This is a genomic window from Streptomyces sp. HUAS YS2 (assembly GCF_033343995.1).
In the GTDB taxonomy this organism is placed as follows: domain Bacteria; phylum Actinomycetota; class Actinomycetes; order Streptomycetales; family Streptomycetaceae; genus Streptomyces; species Streptomyces solicathayae.
In genome coordinates this window covers 304,169-330,310 of record NZ_CP137573.1, presented here as the reverse complement: position 1 = coordinate 330,310, position 26,142 = coordinate 304,169, and the positions used below count along the sequence as shown (strand labels likewise).

The following is a 26,142-nucleotide window of genomic DNA, read 5'->3' as shown; positions in this document are numbered from 1 at the left end:
TCAGTCGGCGTCGGTCACCGGGGAATCGGTGAGCAGGATGCGCACGGCGACGAGACCGCCCTCGGCGTCGAGGTCGGCCCGCACCGGGAAGAAGCCGTCGCCGATGCCCGTCATCGCCCCGAACACGCGCGCACCGCGCACCTCGATGTCCGCCGCCTCCGCCTCGTAGCCGCGGATCCCGCGCATCATCCGCCAGTGGTGCGAGTGCGGCCGGAAGTCCACCGCGAGCCGGCGGTCCGGGTCCGCCGCCTTCCATTCGAGGACCGACCGCGCCTTCACCAGCGCGTCCGCCACCTTCAGATCCCGCCAGCCACGGACCCCGTCCTCACCGGGCTCGCCCAGCTCGGGGGCGCTGAGGGCCGCGGCCGCCTCGGCGACGTGCCTGCCCCAGAAGGCGACGTCCGCGAGGCCGTCCAGGGAGTCCTCGTGCTGCCAGGCGCTCAGCGCGTCGGCGTCACCGAGGAACACGCGCGCCCAGTCCACTCCGACCTCGCCCAGGGCCACGGACCGCGCCACCGGAGCATCGCTCACCCGCACGTGCAGGTCGGCCCACGGGCCGCCGGCCTCGTCGGCGGCGACGGTCGCCAGGACCGGCAGCGTACGGTCGCGCGGCAGACCTCCCACCGCGACGACCGGCACACCGTGCACCAGGAAGCCGCCCCCGCCGTACGCCGCGCACCGCCGAACCCGCTCCCGGTGCGGGGAGCGCTCGGGCAGCCGCTCGAGCCGGGCGTCGAGGCCGTGCTCGCGGCAGTGCGCGTCGAAGAACTCGCGCAGCGCGGGGACCTGGGACGCCGGAATGTCGTACACCGTCCGGCCCGGTTGACGGTCGAACGACGCAGCCGCCGCGGCGGCGTCCGCACCGGCGATGACGAAGTCGGACGCGGCCGCGACGTCGGCGGCGAGCTGCGGATCGTGGATGCCGAGCAGCTCGGGCTCGACGTCGGCGGGGGAGCCGTCGCCGCTCCACAGACCCAGGTACCCGCCGTCGACGACGACCAGCTCCCCGGAGGGGCAGTCGATCCGGCCCAGCGTCACGGTCTCTCGGTTCACAGCGGCAGCTCCAGTCGGCGGACGTGCAGTTCGGCGCGGATCAGCTCCAGGAGGCGGCCCAGCCAGTTCCGGCCCTCCGCCTCGCACCCCCAGAAGTCGCCTTCGTGGCCGGCGAAGGCGCCCCGGTGGTGGATCCGGGCCGATCCGGTGCCGGTCAGGAGATCCGCCAGGTCGGGGTGCTGGTCGAACTTCGCCCGCAGCAGCGCCGCCATCACCGCCGTGTGCGCCTCGGCGGGTGGGGCGATCGCGGCCCACGCCGCGCTCACCGAGGGGTAGGTGACGTCCCCGACCAGGAGCGGCGCCGGCCACTCGTTGCACAGCCCGGCGAGCGCCGGCGCGTCGTCGGGCCAGTGGGCCTGGAGATGCCACATGTCGAGAAGTACGGTCGGGTCCTCCGGTTCCGCCGGGCGGCGCCAACGGGCGAGGAACTCCCGGGGATCGCCCCACTCCTCGTCGAAGTAGTCCAGGGCCTCCTGGTACTCGTCCGGCGTCACCTTGGCGCCGATCCCCATGGCCAGGTCGTACAGCGGGCCGTCCCCCACCGAGTGGTCCGCGAGAGCGGCGTGCCGCTCGTGCTCGGGGATCTCCTCGTACGCCGCCCGCAGCTCGGCCCGGCGCTCCTCGGTCGGTTCCGCTCGGAACGCGTGTACGGCATGCCAGGCGCGGGCGGTCGAGTCCGGCCGGCCGTTGAGGTCGTCGATGTCGTCGCGGACCTCGGCGATCAGTGACTCGGCGGTGAGCACGCTCCGCACCCGCGCGAATTCCCACTCCGCCGTCTCGTGGACGGACGCTCTGGTCCCTTCCTCGAACCGCGTGACGATCCGGCCGCTTCGCACGGCGGCGGCGAACTCCTCCAGGGTGAGCAGCCCCCAGCAGTCGATCATCCCGTCCGCGTAGATCCCGAGCTGGACGAGATAGTTGGTGTCGCCGTTGCGGCGGAACACCGGACGCGACACTCCGGGTATCCGCTCGCCGTCGACGACCCGGAAGATCTTCTGGTTGCTCACCGGCCGATGATAGGCGCAGACTCGGCCGCATGATCGACGAGGCGTTCGCGCAGCAGGGCCACGGGGTGCGGTTCGAATGGAGAAACCCTGGCTCCGGACCAAGCGTTATGAGGCAAACGGCAAGGTCAGAAGCGGTACGGGAGGTATCTGCTACCTCTTCTGGCCGGTCAAGCCAGCACCAAGTCAGCACCCCGCACCGCGGTCGCTCGGCCTGCTGTGAGCATGTGGGGCCCACGGCCGTCTCGACGACCTGACGGCAGCGCTCCTGGCCGTCCTGCGTGAGGTGGCCGTACCGGTCCACCGTGACCTTGATCGAACGATGTCCGAGCCAGCGAGACACCTCGTGAATGGACACTCCGTTGGTCAGGGCCACGGTGTCCATTTACGCCGCAAGTCGTGCGGGTTAAATGCGGGAAGCTCGAGCCGCCTGATGGCGCGGTCCCACGACTTTCGTAGAAGGTCGGGATACGGCATTCCGCCGCTTGCATTACGGATCGGAAGCCGGTCGATGAACGGCTCAAGGGAAGCATGCGCGGTATGTCGCGCCACTCGCCTTCTTTCCGATGCTGCAACGGGGCGTATTTCGGTGTGTGCTTTCCGGAGGCGTCCTTGTAGGGAATCGCCTGCCGCCGGATTCGCAGGGTGCCGTCGCGCATGTCCTCCGGGAAGACTCCCAGAGATTCCTCGATACGAAGTCCGCAACACGTCATGAGCACGAATCCAGCGCCTGGTGGGCCGTCCGCGGGAGATGTGGAACGACGACTGGCCGGATTGGGAGTCGCTCGACTATGTCGCCATGGAGGCGTACGGGATGGATGCCGTTGACCACCTGGCGGCGATCCCGCACCGGACGGGGCCCATCGGCGACGGAGCCGGCAGCGGCTCGATCACTGCCCAGGACTCATCGGTCAGCTCATGACGAGGTACCACGAACAGACCAACGCACCAACCGCCTTACGGACACGACCTGGGGCCGCCCGGCGGCGCCGAAGGGGTCTCTCGGAGCCAGTCCGCGAAGGTCTCGGGAAGACAGTCCAGCTCGGCGGCTGTGACGGTCAGGAGCCGCAGCCCGGACAGAGCGGCCGGCTTCCGCTTTCGCTCCACCTTCGCCGCGTACGCCTCGCCCTCCATCAGGCCTAGCGCCTCGACGAACGTGCCGTCGGCCCGCCGCCAGTCGGCGCGAAAGCCCGTGGTGTTGAGCTCTGGATGGTGCGGGTAGTGCGGCTCCGGTTCGTGCGCGATGCCCCAGTGGTGCAGGAAGTCGTCGAGGTGACGTTCGAACAGCGACCGGCACAGGTGGCCGTCCGTCGCCGTGGTGACCGTACCCATTGCCGTGCGGACACCGTCGCCGAGCAGCCCGGCCAGCTGTAGCCACTCCGTCCAGGTGCGGGCCCTGCCCGCCGGACGGGTGCTCAGGAGCGTCGACCACCGCTGTCGAGTACAGGGGTCTCGGGCGGGCTGTCCCCCGTGGGCGGACACGCCTGCGCTGAGGCGGTGGTGTGCCGGAGCTCCGCGAGGAGCTCGCTCTGTCCGACCAGGAGCTCCGTGAGGATGCGCCGTGCGGCAAGCAGGAGATCCGCCACGTCACCGCCGGCGAGGGCGTAGTTGACGTTGGAGCCGTCACGGATGGAGACCACGATGCCGGACCGACGCAGCACTGCCAGTTGCTGGGAGAGGTTCGACGGTTCGATCTCGATCTCGTTCAGGAGTTCGCGTACAGGTACGGGGCCGTTCTGGAGCAGTTCCAGTACGCGGATCCTGACGGGATGTCCGAGCATGCGAAAGAACTCCGCCTTGGCCTGGTACAGCGGCACTTGCATGCGACAACACTCCCAATCGGGTTGGACCGTTCCAAGGCCGGTCGGCCAGACCTGCGACTTGCAGTCCGGCCATCCTTCCGTCTCCCGGCTCCGGTCTACCCTCGCCTGACCATTTTCAGATGTGCCGAGTTGAAGACTCTTTCAACTTGTGGGCATGAGGGAGCCGGGAAACAGGGGGTGGCTACAGCTCGAGTCCTGCTTCGATGCGCTTGAGCTGGTGTCGGGCCATTGCCAGGTTCGCCCGGCCCTTGTCCAGGACGATGTACAGGAACAGGCCGTTGCCCCCGCGGCCCTTGAGCAGCCGGATGAGGTGGTACTGGCTGCCGAGAGTGATCAGTACATCCTCAATCTCTTCGTTGAGACCCAGCATCTCCATGGCGCGGACCTTCGCCCGGATCACATCGGTGTTCCCTGCGGCGGCCACCGTCAGGTCGAAGTCCTTGCCCCCGCCAAGCGTCCCTAGCGCCATGCCGCTCGTGTAGTCGACCAGTGCGGCTCCCAGGCTCCCCTCGATCGAGGTCATCGCCTCCTTCAGAGACGTCTCCACACTCAACATCGATCCTCGCTCCCCTCTTCTCGACGACCCCGGCCGGTCTCACGTTCCTGGCCGAGTGATGACCGCAGAGGCTACCCACTGGCTGTCAGGGGTTGGGGGAGCATCGGGAATCTGACGGGAATCGATCCCACGTGCCCTACCATTCGCCTTCCTCGAGGCATGACGGGTGCAGTTCCTTCAACTGGGGTTCGGGTTCTCGGCCATGCTGCGCGTAGCCAAACCGCCTCGCATCTCACGCGCGCCCGGTCGAGGACTGGGCCCTGGAAAGCTTGTTTCCTCTCGATCACCATCGAGTTCGGGCAGAACGGCACGGGCCCGAGCCCTCCGCATGCCGGCGAGGTCAGACTTTCCGCTGCCCAAGCCGTTCTGCGGCGCCAGCTCCCGGACCAGGTCCCACAGCCGCAACTCCTCGGCCGCCTGCTCCTCGGCGTAGCCGGGGCTGGTCTCGCGGCCGCCGGTGACGACGCCGGTATGGGGGTGTTCCTCACCGGACCAGCCGGGCATCGGCTCGACCGGCCACAACAAGGTCTGGCACAGCGCAGCGTACTCGGCACGAGCCTGGTGGAAGCGGCGCTGCGCCTCACGTCGCCGTGGCGACGGAACTGGACGCCGGACTCCGTGCCGGTGCTGAACGACGCGGGGCGTTCACGGCGACCTGGACGTCCCGCGTCCCGCGGCATGGCGCCGCGTTCGCGCCGACGGAGGTCACCCCGCGCCGAGCGGCGCGGGGGTCCCGGGGTTGGGGTCAGGCCTCCGATGCGACGGCGGCCGGTTCCGGCGCGGCGGCCGGCACCGTGTCGAAGTCCCAGGCGTGGCGCTTGAACTCCTTGCGGAAGTCGGCGTGGTCCTCCCACATCCGCGCGATGCTCCGCAGCACGTCCCAGTTGTGCTCCAGCGCCTGGTCGATGACGCTGCGCAGCTTCGGATCGGCCGCCGCCCGCTGCTCCGCGAGTCCCTTGACCGCGGACGCGGCGGCGACGGAGTTCCGCAGCGCGCGCAGGGCGCGCGAGGTGTCGTCCATCCCGAAACCGTGGTCGCTGCCGTTGGCGGGGTCGAAGATCGGGGTGAGCCGCGCCTCGATGAAGGCGGTGATCCGCTCGAAATGCTGGGCGTCCATCGGGCTCTCCGTCTCCTGCCGTGCAGCCGTGGCGCACGGGCCGTCCGCGTGAGGTACGCCGACCCCGCGTCAGCGCAGGTCACAGGATAGCCGCCGGGCTCGGGCCGGGATCGCGTCGCCCCGGGCGACGGCCCGTCAGGCGCGCTGGTCGAGCAGTTCCTGGAAGGAACTCATGCACGACACGCAGTGCCGGTCGGTGTTGTCACGGTCCGTGGAGGGCTCCTTGTGGAGGGTCTGACCGCACAGGGCGGTCGCGCGGTCCTTCGCGGCGATGTGCCAGACGAGGGTTCCGTCCGGCGGTGCGATGCCGACGTGCATTTCGTACATGGCCGTCTCCGTGATCGGCGGACGCTTGACCCTTCCAGTGCACCGGGCCCGGGCCCGGTGCACGCCCGGTGCGGGTCTGTTCGGGTGGCGTGCGGCGGCGACCCCGCCGGTCGGCCGGTCGGGTGAACGGCGGCCGGTGCGGGCCCCGGGCGGCCGACCGTCCCGCCGCGGCTCGCGCACGCCGACCTGCCGTTCCGCCGCACGGACTTCGGGGCGCGGCCGTGCCGCGGCGCACTGTGCCACAGGGGGCGACCGGACGCCGCGTCGGACGTCCGAAGACGCCCTGCCCGGGCCCTCGGCGCGGGCCCGTGGACGCCCCCCGGGCGTCACCCGCAGCCGCACCCTCCGCAGCCCCCGCCCCCGCACCCGCCTCCGCCGCATCCACCGCAGCTTGTGCCGGCGGAGTTGCGGCCGGACGACGAGGTCGACTCCGGCCGGCGGTCCTTCTGCCGAGCCGCCGCCATCCGCTGCTTCGCGGCAGCCGCCTCCGCGGCCGTCCGGACCCTGCGGCGCTCCGTCAGGCGGTGGGAGACGCCGGACGACGTCCAGATGCCGGGCCGCCGGCGTCGCCGCGGCAGCAGCGGAGCCGTCACGATCCGGTCGACGATGCGGGTGTCGCCGTCGTACACCGCGTACTGCAGGACGGCCTCGGAGCCCTCCGCGAGGGTTCCGTACAGCACCGCCTCGAAGGGCTCTTCGAGCGGGTCGATGTCGTGGTGCTCCTGCCGCAGCGTGTGCTCCGCTCCGCCGCGCAGGAGCCGCCTGCCGCGATGGGTGTCCGGGGGCCAGGAGAAGTAGGCGATCAGCGGTCGCGCGGCCGGGGTCCGGGCGTCCGGGGTGATCCACTGGTGCCGGCTCGCCGTGGCCCGGACGCCGACGATCAGCGCGGGCTGCGGGCCGTCGTACAGCCGCCGGGCGGCCCACCGGGTGACCAGCCCCCGCCCCACGAGAGTCGTCCCGGGTACGAGCAGCAGCAGGGCCGTGACCTGCTGGCCGATCGGCTCGTACGCCGCCGGCCCGTCGTCCGCCGTCAGGTCCTGGACGAGCCCGTGGGCGAGCAGCGCGGCGGCGGCGAGGCAGAGACCGCCGCCGAGCCCGATCCAGCGCCCGCCGCGTCGAACGTGGGAGTCGGGGATCCCGTCCGGCAGCGGGTGGCGGGCCGAACCGGCCGCCGCGCGGGCGACGGCGCGCTGCCGCCGCCTGGCCCGGAGCCGGAACAGCGCGCCGGTGAACGCCCAGACGGCGGCGAGGAACGCCGACACGAGCCCGAGCCGAACCCCGCCGTCGGCGGCACCGCCGAGCAAGACCACCGCGTCGGCGGCGACGACGACCGCGCAGAGCAGCACGGGGACCGGCAGGTACCGGTACCAGAGCGGCAGCGCGGCGGTCAGGACCGCCATCGGGTACGCCGACCACGGCGCGCCGTCCGGCCACGGGGTCAGCGCGAACGTGACCGCGACGAGCGCCGCGAGGACCCAACCGCCGCCTCCCGGAGCGAAGACGGCGGAGCCGCCCGCGGCACGCCAGCGCTCGGCGTCGTGCGGCGACCACGTGCCGGCGTCCCCGGGAGCCGTGCCCGTGGGCAGGTACTTGACATGGTCGGTCATGGGGCGCCTCCCCCTGGCGGACCGTCATCCGAGTCAAGTCCAGTGTGAAGTAGGGAGGTTCGGGCGGGCGAGGCGTTTCTGGAATTGTTTTCTGTTTTGCCTCCGGCCCGTCACGGTTCCAGGGAGCGCAGGATCCGTTCGGGGAGGATGCGTGCGGCCTGGGCGAGGTCGATGTCGTACGTACTGGACAGCCAGCGCCGCGCGGTCTCCTCGATCGGGCCCATCACCAGCACCTCGATCACGGGCGTCGGCAGCGCGGCGATCTCGCCGGCCTCCATGAGCGGGCGCAGCCACTCCGCGATCGCCCCGAACTTCGTCGCCTTGAACGCGCGGATCTCCGTGGCGTGGGCGGCCAGATAGCCGGAGTAGGCCGAGGCGTGCAGGAACAGCGCCGCGTCCCGGTGCTCCACGGTGAACCGCAGGTACGAGGTGACCAGCGCGCGGACTCCGGTGCGCACGGTGCGTGTTCGGGCCAGCGAGTCGAAGACCTCGTCGCAGAGCTGCCCCAGGCAGCGGATGTAGAGGCCGGCGGCGAGCCCGTCGAAGCTGCCGAAGTGGTGGTAGAGGCTGCCCAGGCTCACGCCGCTGGCCGCGGTCACCGCGTTCACGGTGAACCCCTGCTGCCCGGACGCGGCGTACACCTGCAGAGCGGTCGTCAGCAGCCGGTCGACGGTCGCCTCGCCTCGCTGCTGCTTAGGCGCCATGCTGCGATCCCGTCGACGTCATGAAGATCAGCCTACGCCAGCGGAGTGCCGCCCCCGAAGCGCGCGTTCAGGAAAGAATCGTGGTCAGCAGGGCGCCGAACTCCCTCGGTTCCTCAGTGGCGCCGAGGTGGCCGCCCGGGAATTCCACCACCTTCGAGCCCAGCAGCTCCGCCAGCCGCGCGGCGGGCCCGTACAGCGCCTCCTGCCCGAGCGAGTCCCGCCCGGCCGCGAGGACCAGCCGGTCCGAGGACGCGCGCAGCACCGTCAGGTCCGGAACGCTCGCCGTGAACGGGCACAGCACGTGCTCCAGGAAGACGGGCATGTTGGCGATCATGCGCGGCATCATCTCCCGGATCTCCGGGGCGGGGTCGGTCGCGCGCTCGGGCTCCTTCCGGCCATCGCCCAGCCCCTCGCTGAACCGCGCCACCGCCGCTTCGAGACCCTCCTGCCGCAGCAGCTCCCGTACCTCCGCGAACAGGGCGCGGTACGGCTCGGGCTCCGCCAGCAGCTCCACCAGGGGCGGCTCGTGCGCCACGACGCGGCGCAGCCGGCCGGGGTGCCGGGCAAGGAGGGTGAGCGCGACGATAGCGCCCGAGCTGCAGCCGAGGACGTCGGCCTCCTCGTCCGGCGCGACCAGGTCGAGCAGCCGGCGCGCGTCGTCGGCCCACACCTCCACCCGCTGGTCGCCCACCGGGCCGTCGAGCGGGCTGCGGGACATCCCGCGCTGGTCGTACGAGACCACGGTGTACCGCTCGGCCAGCCCCGGGGCCATCCCCGCGTACAGGCCGGCGTCCCCCGCCCCGCCCGGTATCAGCAGCAGCACCGGGCCGCTGCCCCGCACCTCGTAGTGCAGCGTCGCGCCGGGCACGGTCAGGGTGCCGGTCTCGGTCTTCGTCATCACGCGTTCCCCTCGGGCCGGGTGGGCCAGTTCGTCAGCAGGACATGGAGCGCGTCCAGCGAGCGCGACCAGGACTCGCGCACCTCGCGGGAGTGCGCGAAGCCGCCGCTGAGCTCCAGGTGGATGTAGCCGTGGAAGGTGCTGCGCAGCAGCCGGGCCGCGTCGGTCAGGTCCGGATCGGTGAGGCCGTAGCCGCGCAGCATTCCGTACGTCAGCTCGACGCTGCGGCGCAGTCCGACGGAGCCCGCGACCTCCTCCGGTTCCATTCGCATCTGGGACGCCGCGTACCGGCCGGGATGCGCCAATGCGTAGTCGCGGTACGCGTCGGCGAAGGCGACGAGCGCCTCCTTGCCGGACCGGCCGGCCACGGCGACGGCGATGCGGTCGGTCATCTCCTCGCCGGACAGCAGCGCCACGCGGACCCGCAGCTCGCGCAGGTTCTTGACGTGCGAGTACAGGCTCGCGTCCTTCACGCCGAACTGCCGGGCCAGAGCGGAGACGGTGACCTTGTCGATCCCGATCTCGTCCGCCATCAGCGCGGCCGCCTCCGTCAGCCGGGCCGCCGTCACACCCGCGCGCACCATCCGGCGCCTCCTCTGCTGGCTAGCATCTCTAGTCAGAAACCTAGGACCTCTAGGAAGTGGTGTCAACGCAAAAAAGAGGACGGCCCCACCCCCGTCGGGGGTGGGGCCGTCCGTCGGCTCGGTGCCGGGCGGGCCGGCGGGGAGCTCAGTCGCGCTCGGCGTTCTTCTCTTCGTTCTTCTCCTTGATGCGCACGGCCTCCTTGCGCGTCTCGGCCTGCGTCGCGCGCTCCTTCTGGAGCCACTCCGGGTTCTCCGCCTTCAGGGCGTCGATCTGCTCCGTGGTGAGCGCCTCGGTGACGCCGCCGCGGGCGAGCCCGGAGATCGAGACGCCGAGCTTCGACGCGACCACGGGCCGAGGGTGCGGGCCGTTCTTGCGCAGATCACGGAGCCAGGCCGGCGGCTCCGTCTGGAGCGCGTTGAGCTCCGTGCGCGAGACGACGCCCTCCTGGAATTCGGCGGGGGTGGCCGGCAGGTACACGCCGAGCTTCTTCGCGGCGGTCGCGGGCTTCATCGTCTGGGGGGTGTGCTGCGCTGTCATACCTCGAGAATATCGAGCATGTGCGCTGGTCCCGACCATGCCCGGTAGCCTGGGCTGGTGACACGCTCGGAAGACCCCACCGCAGATTCCCCCTCGTTCCGCCTCGCGTACGTGCCCGGCGTGACCCCCGCGAAGTGGGTACGGATCTGGAACGAGCGCCTGCCCGGGATCCCGCTGCTGCTGACCCCCGTCGCCGCCGCCGACGCGCTCGACGTGCTGCGCGGCCGCGGGGCCGACGCGGGATTCGTACGGATGCCGGTGGACGACGAGGACCTGAGCGCGATCCCGCTCTACACCGAGACCACGGTCGTCGTGGTCCCCAAGGATCATCTGGTGGCCGCGGCCGACGAGATCTCCGTCGACGAGCTGGCCGACGAGATCCTGCTGCACCCGCTCGACGACACCCTCGACTGGGAGCGCCCGCCGGGCAGGCCCGCGTTCGAGCGTCCGGCGACCACCGCCGACGCGATCGAGCTGGTCGCCGCCGGCATCGGACTCCTGGTCGTACCGCAGTCCCTGGCGCGGCTCCATCACCGCAAGGACCTTACGTACCGGACGGTCACCGGCACCCCGCAGTCGCGCATCGCGCTCTCGTGGCCGAAGGACGAGACCACCGACATGGTGGAGGACTTCATCGGCATCGTCCGCGGCCGGACCGTGAACAGCTCGCGCGGGCGCCGGGCCGACGCGGAGGAGTCGAAGGGGCAGGCCGGGAAGCCGGCGGCGGGGCGGAAGCCGGGCGCGGGCCGGGCGACCGGCAAGGCCGGTGGCAAGGCCACCGGGAAGACCGGCGGCAAGACCCAGGGCGGCCGGCCGGCAGCCCGGGGCGCGCGGGCGGGCGGCGCCGGCGGTACGAAGGGCGGCGGCAAGCCGGGGAAGCCGCGCCGCAGGTCGTAGGCGGGTGCCGATGCCGATGCGGCGGGCCGGGAGAGCCCGCCGCCCGGGCTCCTGACTCAGGCCGCGTCGAGCGGCAGCAGGTCCGGGCGCTTGGCCGTGCGGCCGTCGCCGGACGACCGGCCGCGCAGGCGGCGGCCGATCCAGGGGCCGAGGAACCCGGCCACCCAGCGCAGCTCGGCCGCAGCCGCCCGCGCACCGGTGGGGACGGCCTGCGGCGGCAGAGGCCGGGTCCAGGTGTCGTCGCTGCCGGGAAGGCCCAGCGCGTCGGCGAGCGCCGCCGCGATGCGGTCGTGCCCCAGCGGGCTGGCGTGCAGCCGGTCCGATGACCAGAGCCGCGGGTCGGTCGTGACCGGGTGCCCCTCGCACTCGGCGACCACCACGCCGTGCCGCGCCGCGGCGGCGCGGATCCGCCGGTTCAGGTCGTACACGCGGGGCGCGAGCGGCCGGGCGAGCGGGGTGATCCGACCGATGTCGGGGAAGGTCACGGTGGCCACGTCGGCTCCGGCGGACCGGAGCGCGGCGAACATCTCCTCCAGGTGACCGACGACCTCCGCCGCGTCGAACCCCGGCCGCAGCAGATCGTTGACCCCGGCCACGACCGTGGCCAGGTCGGGGCGCAACTCCAACGCGGGGCCGAGCTGTTCGGCGCGTACCTGGCCGGCGAGCCGTCCCCGTACCGCCAGGTTCGCGTACCGCACCTCGGGTTCGGCGGCCGTGAGCCGCTCGGCCAGCCGGTCGGCGAACCCGCGCAGCCCGGCGACGTCGTCCCCGTCACCGACCCCCTCGGACTGGCTGTCGCCCAGGGCGACGTAGCGCTGGTAGGCGCCGCTGGGACTGCTGGGACCACTCGGCATGTGACGCCCGCCTTCCTCGTACCCGCTCCTGCCGCGCCGACCTTACACGCGGAAGTGGCTATTCGCATTATTGACTATTCGTGGGGGCGGCGCCCGGCGGCTACGGTGGTGCGGTCCGAAGATCCTTCCGGAAGGAACGGCGAGACCATGCCCGACGAGCCGCACGTGCTCCTGCGCACCGAGGGGTGCGCGGGATTCATCACCCTCAACCGGCCGCGGGCGATCAACGCGCTGACCCACTCGATGGTGCTGCGCATCGACGAGGCGCTCACAGCGTGGGAGGCCGACCCGGCCGTCGCGACCGTCGTCATCGAAGGGGCGGGGGAGCGCGGGCTGTGCGCGGGCGGCGACATCCGCGCCATCCACGACGACGCCCGCGCCGGCGGCACGGCTTCGGCCGCCTTCTGGCGCGACGAGTACCGGCTCAACGCGCGCATCGCCCGCTACGGCAAGCCGTACGTGGCGTTCATGGACGGCATCGTGATGGGCGGCGGCGTCGGCGTCTCGGCCCACGGGTCCGTCCGCGTCGTGACCGAACGCTCGCGCGTGGCCATGCCCGAGACCGGCATCGGCTTCGTGCCCGACGTGGGCGGCACGTACCTGCTGAGCCGTGCCCCCGGCGAGCTCGGCACCCACCTCGCTCTCACCGGGACGCCGGTCGGCGCCGCGGACGCGCTGACGGCCGGGCTCGCGGACCACTTCGTACCGTCGGAGGACCTGCCCCGGCTCGCCGTCGAACTCGGCCGCGTACCCGCGCACGAGGCGGTGGCCCGGTTCGCGCGGACCGCCCCGGCCGGCACGCTCGACGAGCGGCGCGAGTGGATCGACTCCTGCTACGCGGCCGACCGCGTGGAGACCGTGGTGGAGCGGCTGTTCGATGTCGGCACGCCCGAGGCGAAGGAGGCCGCGACCACTCTGCAGACCAAGTCGCCCACCGCGCTGAAGGCCACCCTCGCCGCGATCCGGCGGGCCCGGTACGCGGACTCGCTGGAGTCCGTCCTCGACATGGAGTACCGGCTCTCCTGCGCCGCGCTGTCCTCCGCCGACCTGGTGGAGGGCATCCGCGCGCAGGTCGTCGACAAGGACCGCGACCCGCGCTGGTCCCCGGCCACGCTCGCGGAGGTGACGGACGCGGACGTCGCCCGGTACTTCGCCGTTCCGGCCGGCGGCGACCTCGGCCTCTCGGCGCCCGCCTGACGGGTTCCGCCCCTCGGATTCAGCCTCGTCGGTGCCCGGGCACGCGCCGACGCCCTCCCGTGGGGAGGTCGGGAGGGAGGCGCGGCCCCGCCTGCGCGCGGCGCAGGACGGGGCCGATGGCTCCTCGCATCTCGGGGGACTGCCAGGCGCCGCGCTCAGCATGGCACCCGTCCCGCCGCCGCGACAGACTCGTGCAGGTACGAGTCATCGGCATATGCGGCAGGTGGGGGAACCTTTGCCCGGGCGGCCGTCACACCTCGGCGACCAGGGCGTAGCGCTCGTCGTCCACCGGGCCGCCCCACAGGTCGGCCTCGCCGCTGAGCGGTTCGATCCGCAGCGAGGCGACCGACGGCCGCACCGCCGCGGCCAACTCCTCCGCGGTGACGCCGCCGCTCCAGGGCAGCGACGCGGCCCCGGCCACGTACGGCGTCCCCGTCTGCCCGGCCTCGCGCCACCGGCCCTCCACCAGGACGAGCCGCCCACCCGGCCGGAGCATCCCGGCCCATTCCCGCAGCGCTGCGTGCGGGTCGGGCAGCGTCCACACGAGGTGCCGGCACAGCAGGACGTCGAAACGGTCCACCCCGGTCGGCGGCCGTGACGCGTCACCGACCAGGAACCGCGCCGGCAGGCCGGCGTCCCGGAGCTTCGCGCGGGCCTGTTCCACCATGCGGGGCGCCAGGTCGACGCCGGTGACCCGGTGGCCGGCCTCGGCGAGGAGCAGCGAGAGCGACCCGGTGCCGCACCCGATGTCGAGGACCTCCAGGGCGTCGGCGGGGACGCGAGGGCTCGCCGTCTCCGCCCCGACCCAGGACCTCAGCCGCGCGGCCCAGGCGGCGCGGGTCCGCTCGGCCCGCAGTCCGTGGTCCGGCTCGTCGTCGAAGGCCGCCGCGGCGGCGTCCCAGTAGGCGCTGATCTCAGCGGTGCGATCGTTCATGCCGGCGATCTTGGCAGCAGCCACTGACAGAGGCTCACCGCCGAGCCCCGCCTCCCGAGCTCCCTCTCTAGCGGAACGCGGCGTTCTACCGGAACGCGGCGGCGTTCCGCGCGGCCCAGTCCGCGAAGGAGCGCGGCGCGCGACCCAGGACGCGTTCGACGTCCGGGCTGATCCGCTGCTCCTCGGGGGTCGGCTCGCCCAGAATGTCGAGGGTCGTCTCCACGACCGGTTCCGGCATGAACCGCGCCATCTCCGCGTGCGCCTCCGCCCGCGTCTGCTCCACGAAGCGCACCGGTTCACCGAGGGCCGCGCCGATCGCGGCGGCCAGCTCGCGGGGCGTGTTGAGGGCCGGGCCGGTCAGCTCGTAGACGTGGCCGGCGTGCCCCTCCTCGCGCAGGGCGGCGGCGGCGACCTCCGCGATGTCGTCGGGGTCGACGACCGGCAGGCCGGTGTCGGCGAACGGCGCGGCGATCGCGCGCCGTTCGCGGACCGACGGGACCCAGGCGAAGGCGTTGGAGGCGAAGCCGCCGGGCCGCAGGATCGTCCAGTCGAGACCCGACTCCCGCACCGCGTCCTCGAAGCCGCGGGCCGTGTCGCCGTGCGAGGCCGAGTCAGGCCGCGTCACGACGCCCAGCGAGGAGAGCAGGACGACTCGTCCGACGCCGGCGGACTTGGCGGCGCCGGTGATGTCCCACGGGTTCAAGAGGTGCGCGCTGGGGCCGCCGTTCTGGAGGAACAGCGCGTCCGCGCCGTCGAGGAGAGGACGAAGGCTCTCGATGTCGGCCAGGTCCGCCGCCCCGTGCCGTACCCCCTCGGGCACGTCCGCCGCCGAGATGCCCCGCGAAGTGGCGGTGACCCGCTCTCCGGCGGCGGCCAGGATCCGAACGAGAGAGCGCCCGACGTTACCGGTTCCGCCCGTCACGACAATCACAATGAACTCCCTTGTCGATCAACATGGTTGGCAAGACCCCGCAGGGGTCGTAGGCGCCCGGAGAGTCCCTCCCGCGGCGCACGTGAGGACGCTAACAGCGTTCGTATAGTAGGTACCTAGAGGAAAGTGACTGACGGAAAGGGAAGTGCGTGATGAAGAAGGGGAGTTCGCAGATCGCCGTGGACACCGACCCGGAGCTCGCCTGTCCGGTCGGGCCGGTCGTCGACATCGTGTTCAGCCGCTGGACCACACCCATCCTGTGGACCCTCAATGCCCATGGCCGGCAGCGGTTCGTCGAGCTGGAACGGCGGATCGGGCGCATCACGCCGAAGGTGCTGACGCAGCGGCTGCGGCAGCTGGAGCGGGACGGTCTGGTCGTGCGGACGTACTACGCCGAGGTCCCGCCGCGGGTCGAGTACGAGATCAGCGAGCTCGGCCGCAGCCTCGCCCCGCTCTTCGCCCACCTCGCGGAATGGTCCGCCGACCACCTCGGGCGGGTGGAGGAGGCCCGTGAGGCCTACGACGCGGCCGGTGGCCCCCGGTAGGCGTCGAACGGCCCGGCAGGTTTCGTTCTTACTCGGGGGTAGGCCCGCGAGGGGCCCTTGTTGTACGGTCCGTCTAACAAGCGGGCGGCGGTGTGATGGGCGTCACTCCGTCTGCCCGGCCGTCGTCGAGCCGAGGAGCCGCAGCATGGCCAGCAGCATCGTCCGACCGGACACCGAGGGCCGGGACAAAGAGCGGGACGAGGACCGGGACGAGCACTCGGTCGCCCGGCGGCTGCTCGCCTCGGCCGCCGTCCTCGCCTACGACCCGGCCACCGAGGTCGACTGGGACACGCCGCTGGACAAGGACTTCCACGGCGCGAGCCCCGAGTGGTGTTCCCTCTACGGCACCGCGTACTGGGACGAGATGACCGACGCGCAGCGCAAGGAGCTGACCCGGCAGGAGGCCGCCTCGGTCGCCAGCACCGGCATCTGGTTCGAGATGATCCTGCAGCAGATGGTGCTCCGCGACATCTACGCGAAGGATCCGACCGACGCGAAGTTCCAGTGGGCGCTCACCGAGATCGCCGAGGAGTGCCGGCACTCGATCATGTTCGCCCGCGGCGCCGCGAAGCTCGGGGCCCCGGCGTACAAGCCGCCCCGCTACGTGCTCGAACTCGGCCGCGCGTTCAAGACGATCGCCTTCGGCGAGGCCGCGTACGCCGCGATCCTCGTGGCCGAGGAGGTCCTCGACGTCATGCAGCGCGACTGGATGCGCGACGAGCGGGTGGTGCCCTTCGTCCGCACCATCAACAACATCCACGTGGTCGAGGAGTCGCGGCACATGAAGTTCGCCCGCGACGAGACGCGCCGGCGCCTCGCCGGCGCGGGGCGGGTGCGCCGGCAGATCCAGGCGTTCGTCGTCGCCATCGCCTCGTACTTCATCGTCACCAGCATGGTGAACAAGCAGGTCTACGCGAACGCCGGGCTCGACACCGAGCGCGCCCTCGCCGAGGCGCGGGCCAACCAGCACCACAAGTCGATGATGCGGTCGAGCTGTTCGGGGCTGATGGACTTCCTCGCCTCCGCCCGCCTGCTGACCCGGCCGGCGCTGATGTTCTACAAGCGCGCCCACCTCATCTGAACGCGAGCGACCTCATGACGTACGCCATCACCCAGACCTGCTGCAGCGACGCCACCTGCGTCGCCGTCTGCCCGGTCAACTGCATCCACCCCACGCCGGAGGAGCGGGCCTTCGGCAGCACGGACATGCTGTACATCGACCCCAAGGCCTGCATCGACTGCGGTGCCTGCGCCGACGCCTGCCCGGTCGACGCGATCTTCCCGGTGGAGTCCCTGACCGGCCCGCGCAAGGAGTACGCCGCCCTCAACGCGGCGTACTACGAGGACGGCGACGCCGCAGAAGCCGAAGCCGCCGCGGCAGCCGGACCCGGAGCCGCCGCGGAAGCCGAGGCCGCAGCCGAGCCCGTCGCGGCACGATCGGCCGACCACGGCCCCAACTTCCACGTCTGGGGCGAGCCGTCCTTCTCCCGCGTCCTGCCGTCCGACTTCGCGCCCCTGCGGGTCGCTGTCGTCGGCACCGGCCCGGCCGGCATGTACGCGGCGCAGGACCTGCTCCTGCACACCGACGCCGAGGTGACGCTCGTCGACCGGCTGCCCGTCGCCGGCGGCCTGGTCCGCTACGGCGTCGCGCCCGACCACCCGGCGACCAAGAAGGTCGGCGAGACCTTCTCGCGGTTCCACGACCACCCGCGGGTGCGGATGTACCTCGGCCTGGACGTCGGCGAGGACATCACCACCGAGGAACTCGCCGCCCACCACGACGCGGTCGTCTACGCCGTCGGCGCGTCCGCCGACCGGAGGCTGGCCGTCCCCGGCGAGGACCTGCCCGGCAGCCTCTCCGCCACCGCCTTCGTGGCCTGGTACAACGCGCACCCCGAGGTCGCCCCCGACGCGATCGACCTCTCCGCCGAGCGGGTCGTCGTGGTCGGCAACGGCAACGTCGCCCTCGACGTCGCCCGCATCCTGCTCGCCGACCCCGACGCCCTCGCGCGTACCGACATCGCCGACCACGCGCTCGCGGCGCTGCGCGCCGGCAAGGTGCGCGAGGTCGTGCTGCTCGGGCGTCGCGGCCCCGAGGACGCGGCGTACACCGTGCCGGAGATGCTCGCCCTCAAGCACCTGCCCGGGGTGGACCTCGTGGTCGACGACCACGACCCCCGGATCGGTGAGGCCATCGAGACGGCCGGGCCCAAGGGCAAGGCCGCGATCCTGGGCGACGTACCGCGCCGGAGCGTCGACTGGACGCTCCCGCCCGAGGACGGCCGCCGCATCGTGCTCCGCTTCCACAGCGCTCCGGCCGAGGTGCTGGGCGACGACCGGGTCCGGACCGTACGCACCGAGAACGCCGCCGGCACCCGGGACATCCCGGCCGGCATGCTGCTCCGGGCCATCGGATACCGCGGCGCACGCGTCGCCGACCTGCCCTTCGACGAGACTGCCGGCACCATCCCGCACGAGGCCGGCCGGGTCGTCGGCCGGCCGGGCACCTACGTCGTGGGCTGGATCAAGCGCGGCCCCTCCGGCGGCATCGGCGCCAACCGCACCTGTGCCGCCGAGACCGTCGGCACCCTGCTGGCCGACGCCGTCGCCGGCGCCCTCCCCGCACCCTCACCCGCGCACGGCGCCAAGCCCTTTCACCGTTTGGTCCGTCGCCGCACCACCCACCTCGTCGACGCCCGCGGTCTCGGCGCCATCGAACGCGCCGAGACCGCACGCGGCGCCGCGGACGGCCGCCCGCGCGTCAAACTCGCCACCGTCGGCGAACTGGTGGCGGCGTCGAAGCGCCGCAGCCGCTGGGGGCTCGCCCGCTGACGGCCGGTACCCGGGCGTACACCATCCGGTGTACGGGGTACGCCCGGCGGGTACGCGCAGGTGACTGCGCACGGACGACGCCCGGGCGCGGCGGCCTCTCTAGCGTCCTCCTCATCGATCACCGACGAGGAGGAACACATGGAGAGCGTGCGGGAGATCCGGCGACCGAGCGGGGCCCGGCACCGGGACATGACAGGGCGGAGCACGGTGGCCGCGCTCGCCCTGGCAGCCGGGGCGATCGCGGCGGCTGATCTGCTCAACCCGCAGTACAGCCCGGTGAGCGAGGCGGTCAGCCGGTACGTGAACGGCTCGGCCGGCTGGCTCGTCACCCTGGCCCTCGTCGCCATCGGCGCAGCCTCCGCGCTGCTCGCCGCACGGCTGGGCCGTCTCCCGGGCGGCGGCGTCGCCCGCCGGACGGGCCGGACGGCCCTGGCCGTCTGGGCGGGCGGCGTCCTGGTCGCGGCGGTCTTCCCGGCGGATCCGCCGGGACACTGGAGCCGACCGACCTTGTCGGAGATGGTGCACGGCACGGCGGCCATGCCCGCGTTCGTCGCACTGCCGCTGGCGGCACTGGTGCTGGCCGGGCCTCTGGGTGCCCGGTGGCCGGCCGGGCGCACCGCACTGCGTGCGCTCGCGGCCGCGTCCGTCGTCACCACCGTTGCCCTCGCGGTGTGCCTCGTCGACGTGATGGACGGACCGTCCCTCGGCGTCGGCTCCGCGCCGACCCTGGTCGGACTCGTGGAACGGCTCGCCATCGCCGCCGACCTGGCGTGGCTGGCGCTCGCCGCGACGGCGGTCTCCACCGGGATCCGGAACGACGGGAACGCCCATGCTTGACTTCCTCCCTCTCATGAGTGAGGGGGATTCCTACGGCTCGCGCCGTGGGGTTTTCTGCTTCATCGCCGACTGCCCGCCCGGAGTTCTCCGTTGAGGTCTTATACCCGCTCCACAGACTGTCACGGCCAGCCCGGCCGCCAGAACGTTCTTCGCCGCGTTCACGTCCCGGTCGTGGGCCGTCCCGCAGCCGTCACACGTCCAGGTACGGACGCCGAGCGGCATCCTCTCCCTCAGGGTGCCGCAGTGGGAGCACAGCCTGGAGGAGGGGAAGAATCGGTCGACCGCAATCACTTCCCGCCCGTACCAGGCGGCTTTGTACTCCAGCAGGGAGCGGAACTCTCTCCAGCTCGCGTCCGAGACGGCTCGGGCGAGCGTGTGGTTCTTGACCATGTTCCGCACGGTCAGGTCCTCGATCACGAGCGTTTGGTTCTCACGCACGAGTCGGGTGGTCAGCTTGTGCAGGGTGTCACGCCTGCGGTCGGTGATACGGGCGTGGATCTTGGCGACCTTCCGCCGGGCCTTGGCCCGGTTGGCTCCGTCGCCCTTGGCCTTCTTCGCCAGAGCCTGCTGCGCCCTGGCGAGCCGTGCGCGGTCGCGGCGTTCATGCCGGGGATTGGCGATCTTCTCGCCGGTCGAGAGAGTCAGCAGGTGGTTCAGGCCGACATCGATCCCCACCGCCTTGTCGGTGGCGGGGAGCGGCTGCACGGACGGGTCGTCGCACAGCAGGGAGACGAACCAGCGACCCGCACTGTCCTGCGACACGGTCACCGTGGACGGCCGCGCCCCGGCAGGCAGCGGACGCGACCACACGATGTCGAGCGGCTCACTCATCTTCGCCAGAGTCAGCTCACCCTCGCGGAAGCGGAAACCGGAGGTGGTGTACTCCGCCGACTTGCGCGACCTCTTCCTCGACTTGAACCGCGGATACTTGGCCCGCTTGCCGAAGAAATTCGTGAACGCCGCCTGCAAGTGCCGAAGACACTGCTGAAGCGGGACCGACGACACCTCGGCGAGGTAAGCCAGTTCCTCGGTCTTCTTCCACACGGTCAGCATCGCCGACGTCTGGTTGTAGTTGACCCGCTCCTGCCGGGCCCACGCCTCGGTACGGGCCGCAAGAGCGAGGTTGTAGACCTTGCGGACACACCCGAACGTGCGCGACAGCTCGGCCGCCTGCGCATCGGTCGGAAAGAAGCGGTACTTGAACGCCCGCTTCACACACGCCATGGTCACGCTCAGAAACTAGCGAGACTCCGGCTGGACACCAAACCTGCGGGTCAGGGCACTGCGATCCGCCCTGACGACGAATCCAAGCCCCTTGCCCTGCTCCGCAGGAGACTCGTTCCTCCCCCGGCCGAGGCCGGGGGGCATCCCGAGAGGAATCAGATGACCCCCGACCTGCCCGACCCGATGCCCGCCGAGGGCAGGCCCGCACGCCGATTCCAGCTCGCCGACCTCGCCGTGGCCGGCGCGACCGCGCTCGGCGTCCTCGCGGGAACGGCGTTGCTCGGCGGCCGCCTCGACCAGGCGGGCGTTGCCACCCTCGCCGCCCAGCTCGGGCTCGTGCTCCTGCTGCGCCGGCGATGGCCGCTGGCCGTCCTTCTGTTCAGCGTCCAGGCGGTCATCGTGTTCCGCAGCGCCGGCCTCACGGACGTCGGCTGGGTGTGGCCGGCCACCGCCGCGTACGTCACCCTGGCCGTCGGCGACCGGCCCCGCGGACCGGGCCTCCCGTGGGCCGTCGCCGTCGGGGTGACCGAACTGGGCTTCGCCGCGAGCTGGGAGGCCGCTTCCGGCACGGACGCGCGGACGATGCTGGGCTCGCTGGGAGCGGAGGCCCTCTGGCTGGCGGCGGCCCTCGCCGCCGCCGTCGCGTACCGCAACACGCGCCGCTGGCGCGCCGAACTCGCGGCCGGGCTGCACCGCGCCGCACAGGAGGAGGAACGCGAGGCGCGCCGCCGGCTCGTCGCGGCGCGCCTGCAGATCGCCCGCGAGCTCCACGACGTCGTCGCCCACACGCTCACCGTCGTCGGTGTGCAACTGCGCGTCGCAGACGAGGCGTTGGAGGACTCGCCGGAGGAGGCGCGGGCCGCTCTGGCGGCTGCGCAGCAGGTCCGGACCCAGGCCGTGCACGACCTGCGGTCCCTCATCCTGATCCTCCGCGACCCCGACGACGCGACGACCGGAGCGGACGCCCGAGCGGAAGCGCTCGTGCCGCAGACAGGACTCGACGGGCTGCCGGGCCTGCTGGACCGCATGCGCGCGGGCGGCCTGGAGATACGCCTGGAAGCGACGGGTGACACCGATGCGCTGCCCGCCCCGGTGGCGCTCGCCGCCTACCGGGTCGTGCAGGAGTCGCTGACCAACACCGTCCGGCACGCCGGGGCCCGCCGCGCCACCGTGCGCCTGGACCGTACCCAGGGGCGGCTGAGCGTCGAAGTGATCGACGACGGCGGCGGCGGCGCCGGGGGCACGTCCGGCCCCGGCCCGGCCGCGCCGGGCCACGGGCTCACCGGGATGCGGGAACGGATCACGGCCCTGGGCGGGGACTTCAGCGCGGGGCCGGTGGCCGAAGCGGGCGGTTACGCCGTCCGCGCGACCCTTCCTGTGCCAGTCTTCCCGTCATGACGATCAAGGTTCTGCTCGCCGACGACCAGTCCCTGGTGCGTGCGGGCTTCAGCAGCCTGCTCCGACGCACCCGCGACATCGAGGTCGTCGGCGAGGCGGCCACCGGCGACGAGGCGATCCGCACGGCCCGCGCCGTCCGCCCCGACGTGGTGCTCATGGACATCCGGATGCCCGGCATGGACGGCCTCGCCGCCACCGAACACATCGTGAACGAACCGGAACTGGCGGGCTGCCGGGTCATCGTGCTCACCACGTTCGAGACCGACGAGTACGTCTTCGCCGCGCTGCGCGCCGGCGCCAGCGGCTTCCTCACCAAGGAGACCGAACCCGAGGACCTCCGCCAGGCGGTCAGGGCGGTGGCCGCCGGTGACGCCCTGCTCTCCCCGAGCGTGACCCGGCGGGTCATCGAGCAGTTCGGCCACCGGCCCGTGCTGCCGACCGACACGGGGGAGCGGCTGGCGGTGCTCACCGAGCGGGAGCGGGAGGTCGTCCAACTGCTCGCCACGGGCCTGTCCAACGAGCAGATCGCGGACCGCCTCGTCATCAGTCCGCTCACCGCCAAGACGCACGTGACCCGCTCCCTCGCCAAGCTCGGGGTCCGGGACAGAGTCCAACTGGTCATCCTGGCCTACGAGACGGGCCTCGTGCGCCCCGGGCGCCACGCCGACGGCGGCGCGTAGCGGACGATGCGGCGGATGCGCGCCGTACGGTGGCCGGACGTCGAGGGGAAGGGGAACGCGCACGTGCCGGAGAGCGAGCGGGACCGACGCGTCCGGTATCTGCGGGCGTGGGCCCAGGCCATCGGAGGCGGCGTACGCGAGGACGATGCGGCGGCGGTCGTACGCCGGGTCTTCGCCGTCCAGGCCCAGGACGCGACGGCCGCCCGGCTCGGCATCCGGGCGCGCTCCCGCGCCGTCGACGGCGAGGCGGTCCGCGTCGCGTACGAGGACGACCGGAGCATCGTCCGGGGCTGGTTCATGCGCGGCACCCTGCACACCGTCCCCGCCCCGGACGTCCGCTGGCTGCTCCGGCTGCTGGGTCCGCGGCTCCTGCGCGCCGGCGAACGCCGCTACCGCGAACTCGAACTCGACGAAGCACTGCGCGAGCGCGCGGACGACCTGCTGAAGCGCGCCGTCACCACGCACGGGCCGCTCACCCGCGCCGAACTGACGGAGCGTCTGGCACCCCTCGGGGTCCCCCCGACCGGGCAGGCGGCGTTCCATCTGATCCGCCATGCCGCGCTCCGCGGCATCCTCGTCCACGGACCGGAGCGGGCGGAGGGAGAGTACGCGGGCGAGGCGACGTTCGTGCTGCTGGACGACTGGCTGCTGGACGACTGGCTGCCGGACGCGGGGGCGGCGTTCCCGGAGGACGCCGCCGCGGAACTCGCCCGGCGCTACCTGAAGGCCTACGCCCCCGCCGACGCCGCGGACTTCGCCGCCTGGGCGGGACTCCCGGCCGGCGTGGCCCGTACCGCCTGGCGGGCGCTGGCGGATGCCGGGGCGAGCGCCGAGTACGCCGGCCTGACCGTGCCCGCGCGCCGGGCCACCCAGGACGCCGACGAGACGGACACCCCCGACGTGCGGCTGCTGCCGGCCTACGACAACTACTTCACCGGCTACCGCACCCGCGAGCTCTCCGTGCCCGCCGCCCACGAGAAGCGGGTGTGGCCCGGCGGTGGCGTGCTGCGTCCGACCGTCACCGTCGACGGCCTCGCCGTGGCGACCTGGTCCCGGCAGGTCACGAAAGAGGCGGCCGACGTGCGGGTGGAGCCCTTCGCGCCGCTCTCCCGGGAGGTCCGCGACGGCCTGGCCGAGGAGACCGCGGCGGTCAGCCGGTTCCTGAGGCCGGAGTGACGGATTCCCCGGCACCAACTCTTGTTCACGTGAAGCCCCTTGCGCACCGCGCGCGTCCGTCTCTACTCTCCCCGTCAATGGTTAGGAAAACTTCCTAACCACCACGCGCCCCACTCTTCCTAACCCCCATGAAGGAGTTGTGATGCGACGCAAAGGCATAGGTCTGCTCGTCCTCTCGGGTCTGCTGGCGGTGCCCCTGACGGTCCTGCCCCTCCAGGCGACGGCCGTGTCCCCCTCGGCCGATGCGGCCGACGCGCCGGCCGCGGCAGCCGCGGCGGACGCCCTGGTGTCGACGGGCAAGCCCGCCGCCGCCTCGTCGGTCGAGGGCAGTGGCTTCGGCGCCGCGCTCGCGGTCGATGCCAACGCCTCCACCCGGTGGGCGAGCGCGGAGGGCGTCGACCCCCAGTGGCTCCGTATCGACCTCGGGTCGAACCACACCGTCTCCCGCGTGCGGCTCAACTGGGAGGCCGCGTACGGCAAGGCGTACAAGATCCAGACCTCGCCCGACGGCACCACCTGGACCGACGTGTACGCAACCACCACGGGCAACGGCGCCGTCGACGACCTGACCGTCTCCGGCACCGGCCGCTACATCCGCATGTACGGGACCGCCCGCGGCACCGCGTACGGCTACTCCCTCTGGGAGTTCGAGGTCTACGGCAGCCCCACCGGCACCGGCGGAGGCGGGGGGCCGGCCGTCCCGTTCGGCAGCCACACCCAGCCGTACGCCGCCGGCATGCTCCGGCCGAGCGGCTCGCAGGCCACCCTCGACCAGAAGGTCGTGTCCTACTACAACAACTGGAAGTCCGCCTTCGTCCGGCAGAACTGCGGCAACGGCTGGTACCAGGTCATCTCCCCGGACGCCGACCACCCGTACGTCGCCGAGGCGCAGGGCTACGGCATGGTCATCGCCGCGACCATGGCGGGCGCCGACCCCGACGCGAAGAAGATCTTCGACGGACTGGTCAAGTGGAAGATCGACCACCCGTCCTCGGTGAACCCGAACCTGCTCGCCGCCGAGCAGGACACCGCATGTCGCAGTGTCAACGGCGGGGACGGCGCCACCGACGGCGACATGGACGTCGCGTACGGGCTGCTGCTCGCCGACCGGCAGTGGGGCAGCACCGGCACGTACAACTACAAGGACCTGGCGATCAAGCACATCAACGCCATCAAGAAGGACGAGCTGAACCCGTCCACCCACCTGCTCAAGCTCGGCGACTGGAGCAGCTCGGGCGACCAGTACTACTACATCACCCGGACCTCGGACTGGATGGTCGACCACTTCCGCGCCTTCCGGAAGGCGACCGGCGACAGCACCTGGGACACCGTGCGCAGCGCGCACCAGACGCAGATCGCCAACCTCCAGTCGACGTACGCCCCGAGCACCGGCCTGCTGCCGGACTTCGTCGTCAACACGAACACGACGCCCAAGCCCGCCCCCGGACAGGTCCTGGAGGACCCGAACGACGGCAAGTTCTGGTGGAACGCCTGCCGCACCCCCTGGCGCATCGGTGACGACGCCGTGACCAGCGGCGACGCCAAGTCCCTCGCGGCGGCGCGGAAACTCAACAGCTGGATCAAGGGCAAGACGGGCGGCGACCCGAACCGGATCGCCGTGGGCTACGCGCTGGGCGGCACCCAGATCTCCTCCGGCAGCGACCCCGCCTTCTTCGCACCCTTCGCGGTCGCCGCGATGACGGACGCCAACAGCCAGGCCTGGCTCGACGCGCTCTGGAACAAGATGGTCGGCACCCCGATCCAGACCGACAGCTACTTCGGGGCGAGCATCCAGCTCCAGACCATGATCACGGTGTCCGGCAACCACTGGGTGCCGTAGGAGCGGTGATGCGACGCAGACGCGCCTCGCCCCTCGTCCTCCGTGACGAGGGGCGAGGCCGTCGGCGCACTCAGCGCACTCAGCGCACTCAGCGCACTCAGCGCACTCAGCGCACTCAGCGCACTCAGCGCACTCAGCGCACTCCGTGCACTCCGTGCACGACCGCGCCGAGCACCAGCGCGGCGACCGACAGCGCGAGGAATCCGAGCGCCCCGCCGAGCCGGCGATCGCCCACCCGTAGATGCGCGCCGATCGCGCCGAGGAAGTACAGGACGAGCCCGATTCCCGCGGCCGTTCCGAGCAGCGGCACCGCGAACCCGGCCAGCAGGCCCAGCGAGCCCGCCGCCAGACACACACCCAGCGGCGCCATCCACGACCGCGGCACGCTGAGCCGGTCCGCGATCGCGGCGATCGACGCGTGCCCCACGAGGTCCAGATACGCGCCGTATCCGAGGGCGGCGGCGGTCAGGACGGTGACGACGGCATACACGGCGTATACGGCGGACACGGAAACCTCCACGTGCTTCAAGGCGGAACGGCGGAGCGGCGGAACAGCAGTCCGGCGGAGCCACGGGGCCGAGCGCCC

The 26,142-nt window shown here is 72.3% G+C and carries 27 protein-coding genes and 2 pseudogenes; 11 read left to right on the top strand and 18 right to left on the bottom strand.

Annotated features, from left to right (window positions below):
* Both R2D22_RS01590 and R2D22_RS01585 read right to left on the bottom strand, forming a co-directional pair.
* Complete coding sequence (locus R2D22_RS01590; protein ID WP_318100422.1) at positions 1–1,053, bottom strand: hypothetical protein; 1,053 nt, start codon at positions 1,051–1,053, stop codon at positions 1–3.
* Entirely contained in the window at positions 1,050–2,060 is a 1,011-nt protein-coding gene (locus tag R2D22_RS01585) for a DUF7638 domain-containing protein (protein ID WP_318100421.1), read from the bottom strand. The genes R2D22_RS01590 and R2D22_RS01585 overlap by 4 nt, the downstream gene beginning before the upstream one ends.
* A gap of 79 nt (positions 2,061–2,139) precedes the next feature.
* Here R2D22_RS01585 and R2D22_RS01580 point away from each other — a divergent pair.
* Positions 2,140–2,280 (top strand): annotated as a pseudogene (locus tag R2D22_RS01580) (peptidase C39 family protein); the annotation flags it as partial.
* 594 nt (positions 2,281–2,874) lie between these two features.
* On the opposite strand, the pseudogene R2D22_RS01575 reads toward R2D22_RS01580, so the two are convergent.
* The 11 genes and pseudogenes from R2D22_RS01575 to R2D22_RS01525 all read right to left on the bottom strand — a co-directional run.
* Positions 2,875–2,996 (bottom strand): annotated as a pseudogene (locus tag R2D22_RS01575) (IS5/IS1182 family transposase); the annotation flags it as partial.
* 18 nt (positions 2,997–3,014) lie between these two features.
* The gene (locus R2D22_RS01570) at positions 3,015–3,389 is read right to left on the bottom strand and encodes a hypothetical protein (RefSeq protein WP_318100419.1); all 375 of its coding nucleotides are present in this window, start codon (positions 3,387–3,389) and stop codon (positions 3,015–3,017) included.
* A gap of 83 nt (positions 3,390–3,472) precedes the next feature.
* Positions 3,473–3,880, bottom strand: coding sequence for an ArsR/SmtB family transcription factor (locus R2D22_RS01565; protein WP_318100417.1), 408 nt, complete (start codon positions 3,878–3,880; stop codon positions 3,473–3,475).
* Between the two features lie 181 nt (positions 3,881–4,061).
* Positions 4,062–4,436 carry a hypothetical protein gene (locus R2D22_RS01560; RefSeq protein ID WP_318100415.1) on the bottom strand — a complete coding sequence of 125 codons (375 nt, stop codon included), beginning with the start codon at positions 4,434–4,436 and terminating at the stop codon, positions 4,062–4,064.
* Positions 4,437–5,181: 745 nt separating this feature from the next.
* On the bottom strand, positions 5,182–5,553 hold the full coding sequence (locus tag R2D22_RS01555; protein WP_318100412.1) for a hypothetical protein: 372 nt from the start codon (positions 5,551–5,553) through the stop codon (positions 5,182–5,184).
* A gap of 135 nt (positions 5,554–5,688) precedes the next feature.
* Positions 5,689–5,880 (bottom strand): hypothetical protein, encoded by a 192-nt coding sequence (locus R2D22_RS01550; protein WP_318100408.1) that lies wholly within the window; start codon positions 5,878–5,880, stop codon positions 5,689–5,691.
* A 326-nt stretch (positions 5,881–6,206) separates the two neighbouring features.
* Positions 6,207–7,487 carry a hypothetical protein gene (locus R2D22_RS01545; RefSeq protein ID WP_318100406.1) on the bottom strand — a complete coding sequence of 427 codons (1,281 nt, stop codon included), beginning with the start codon at positions 7,485–7,487 and terminating at the stop codon, positions 6,207–6,209.
* Positions 7,488–7,597: 110 nt separating this feature from the next.
* A complete protein-coding gene (locus R2D22_RS01540; RefSeq protein WP_318100405.1) occupies positions 7,598–8,191 on the bottom strand; it encodes a TetR/AcrR family transcriptional regulator in 594 nt (197 codons plus the stop codon).
* A gap of 67 nt (positions 8,192–8,258) precedes the next feature.
* Entirely contained in the window at positions 8,259–9,089 is an 831-nt protein-coding gene (locus R2D22_RS01535) for an alpha/beta fold hydrolase (RefSeq protein WP_318100404.1), read from the bottom strand.
* A complete protein-coding gene (locus R2D22_RS01530; protein ID WP_318100403.1) occupies positions 9,089–9,673 on the bottom strand; it encodes a TetR/AcrR family transcriptional regulator in 585 nt (194 codons plus the stop codon). Before R2D22_RS01530 ends, R2D22_RS01535 begins: the two co-directional genes overlap by 1 nt.
* Before the next feature lie 145 nt (positions 9,674–9,818).
* The gene (locus R2D22_RS01525; protein WP_318100400.1) at positions 9,819–10,211 is read right to left on the bottom strand and encodes a DUF5997 family protein; all 393 of its coding nucleotides are present in this window, start codon (positions 10,209–10,211) and stop codon (positions 9,819–9,821) included.
* Between the two features lie 57 nt (positions 10,212–10,268).
* Between R2D22_RS01525 and R2D22_RS01520 the strand changes: the two genes are divergently transcribed.
* On the top strand, positions 10,269–11,108 hold the full coding sequence (locus R2D22_RS01520; RefSeq protein ID WP_318100398.1) for a LysR family transcriptional regulator substrate-binding protein: 840 nt from the start codon (positions 10,269–10,271) through the stop codon (positions 11,106–11,108).
* 56 nt (positions 11,109–11,164) lie between these two features.
* Here the strand turns inward: R2D22_RS01520 and R2D22_RS01515 are convergent, their stop codons facing one another.
* The gene (locus R2D22_RS01515; RefSeq protein ID WP_318100395.1) at positions 11,165–11,962 is read right to left on the bottom strand and encodes an SGNH/GDSL hydrolase family protein; all 798 of its coding nucleotides are present in this window, start codon (positions 11,960–11,962) and stop codon (positions 11,165–11,167) included.
* Positions 11,963–12,109: 147 nt separating this feature from the next.
* Here R2D22_RS01515 and R2D22_RS01510 point away from each other — a divergent pair, with 147 nt between their 5' ends.
* Entirely contained in the window at positions 12,110–13,159 is a 1,050-nt protein-coding gene (locus R2D22_RS01510) for an enoyl-CoA hydratase/isomerase family protein (RefSeq protein WP_318100392.1), read from the top strand.
* A gap of 250 nt (positions 13,160–13,409) precedes the next feature.
* On the opposite strand, the gene R2D22_RS01505 is transcribed toward R2D22_RS01510, so the two are convergent.
* Together R2D22_RS01505 and R2D22_RS01500 are read right to left on the bottom strand one after the other, a co-directional pair.
* A complete protein-coding gene (locus tag R2D22_RS01505; RefSeq protein WP_318100390.1) occupies positions 13,410–14,093 on the bottom strand; it encodes a class I SAM-dependent methyltransferase in 684 nt (227 codons plus the stop codon).
* 85 nt (positions 14,094–14,178) lie between these two features.
* Positions 14,179–15,024, bottom strand: a complete 846-nt coding sequence (locus R2D22_RS01500; RefSeq protein ID WP_318100389.1) for an SDR family oxidoreductase — start codon at positions 15,022–15,024, stop codon at positions 14,179–14,181.
* Between the two features lie 152 nt (positions 15,025–15,176).
* Between R2D22_RS01500 and R2D22_RS01495 the strand changes: the two genes are divergently transcribed.
* From R2D22_RS01495 to R2D22_RS01480, 4 genes are all read left to right on the top strand, one after another.
* Positions 15,177–15,569, top strand: a complete 393-nt coding sequence (locus R2D22_RS01495) for a winged helix-turn-helix transcriptional regulator (protein WP_318100387.1) — start codon at positions 15,177–15,179, stop codon at positions 15,567–15,569.
* Positions 15,570–15,714: 145 nt separating this feature from the next.
* Entirely contained in the window at positions 15,715–16,650 is a 936-nt protein-coding gene (locus tag R2D22_RS01490; protein ID WP_318100384.1) for an AurF N-oxygenase family protein, read from the top strand.
* Between the two features lie 14 nt (positions 16,651–16,664).
* Entirely contained in the window at positions 16,665–18,401 is a 1,737-nt protein-coding gene (locus R2D22_RS01485) for an FAD-dependent oxidoreductase (RefSeq protein ID WP_318100382.1), read from the top strand.
* 138 nt (positions 18,402–18,539) lie between these two features.
* Complete coding sequence (locus R2D22_RS01480; protein WP_318100378.1) at positions 18,540–19,238, top strand: DUF998 domain-containing protein; 699 nt, start codon at positions 18,540–18,542, stop codon at positions 19,236–19,238.
* 30 nt (positions 19,239–19,268) lie between these two features.
* Here the strand turns inward: R2D22_RS01480 and R2D22_RS01475 are convergent, their stop codons facing one another.
* Entirely contained in the window at positions 19,269–20,462 is a 1,194-nt protein-coding gene (locus R2D22_RS01475) for an RNA-guided endonuclease InsQ/TnpB family protein (protein WP_318109541.1), read from the bottom strand.
* 159 nt (positions 20,463–20,621) lie between these two features.
* Here R2D22_RS01475 and R2D22_RS01470 point away from each other — a divergent pair, with 159 nt between their 5' ends.
* The 4 genes from R2D22_RS01470 to R2D22_RS01455 all read left to right on the top strand — a co-directional run bounded on the left by R2D22_RS01470 (position 20,622) and on the right by R2D22_RS01455 (position 25,556).
* Positions 20,622–21,860, top strand: coding sequence for a sensor histidine kinase (locus R2D22_RS01470; protein ID WP_318100374.1), 1,239 nt, complete (start codon positions 20,622–20,624; stop codon positions 21,858–21,860).
* The gene (locus tag R2D22_RS01465; protein ID WP_318100371.1) at positions 21,857–22,540 is read left to right on the top strand and encodes a response regulator; all 684 of its coding nucleotides are present in this window, start codon (positions 21,857–21,859) and stop codon (positions 22,538–22,540) included. The genes R2D22_RS01470 and R2D22_RS01465 overlap by 4 nt, the downstream gene beginning before the upstream one ends.
* Before the next feature lie 15 nt (positions 22,541–22,555).
* Positions 22,556–23,716 (top strand): DNA glycosylase AlkZ-like family protein, encoded by a 1,161-nt coding sequence (locus R2D22_RS01460; protein WP_318100369.1) that lies wholly within the window; start codon positions 22,556–22,558, stop codon positions 23,714–23,716.
* 142 nt (positions 23,717–23,858) lie between these two features.
* Entirely contained in the window at positions 23,859–25,556 is a 1,698-nt protein-coding gene (locus R2D22_RS01455) for a glycosyl hydrolase family 8 (RefSeq protein ID WP_318100368.1), read from the top strand.
* A 133-nt stretch (positions 25,557–25,689) separates the two neighbouring features.
* Here R2D22_RS01455 and R2D22_RS01450 read toward each other — a convergent pair whose 3' ends face one another.
* Complete coding sequence (locus R2D22_RS01450) at positions 25,690–26,064, bottom strand: DoxX family protein (protein WP_318100365.1); 375 nt, start codon at positions 26,062–26,064, stop codon at positions 25,690–25,692.
* Positions 26,065–26,142 lie beyond the last annotated feature (78 nt).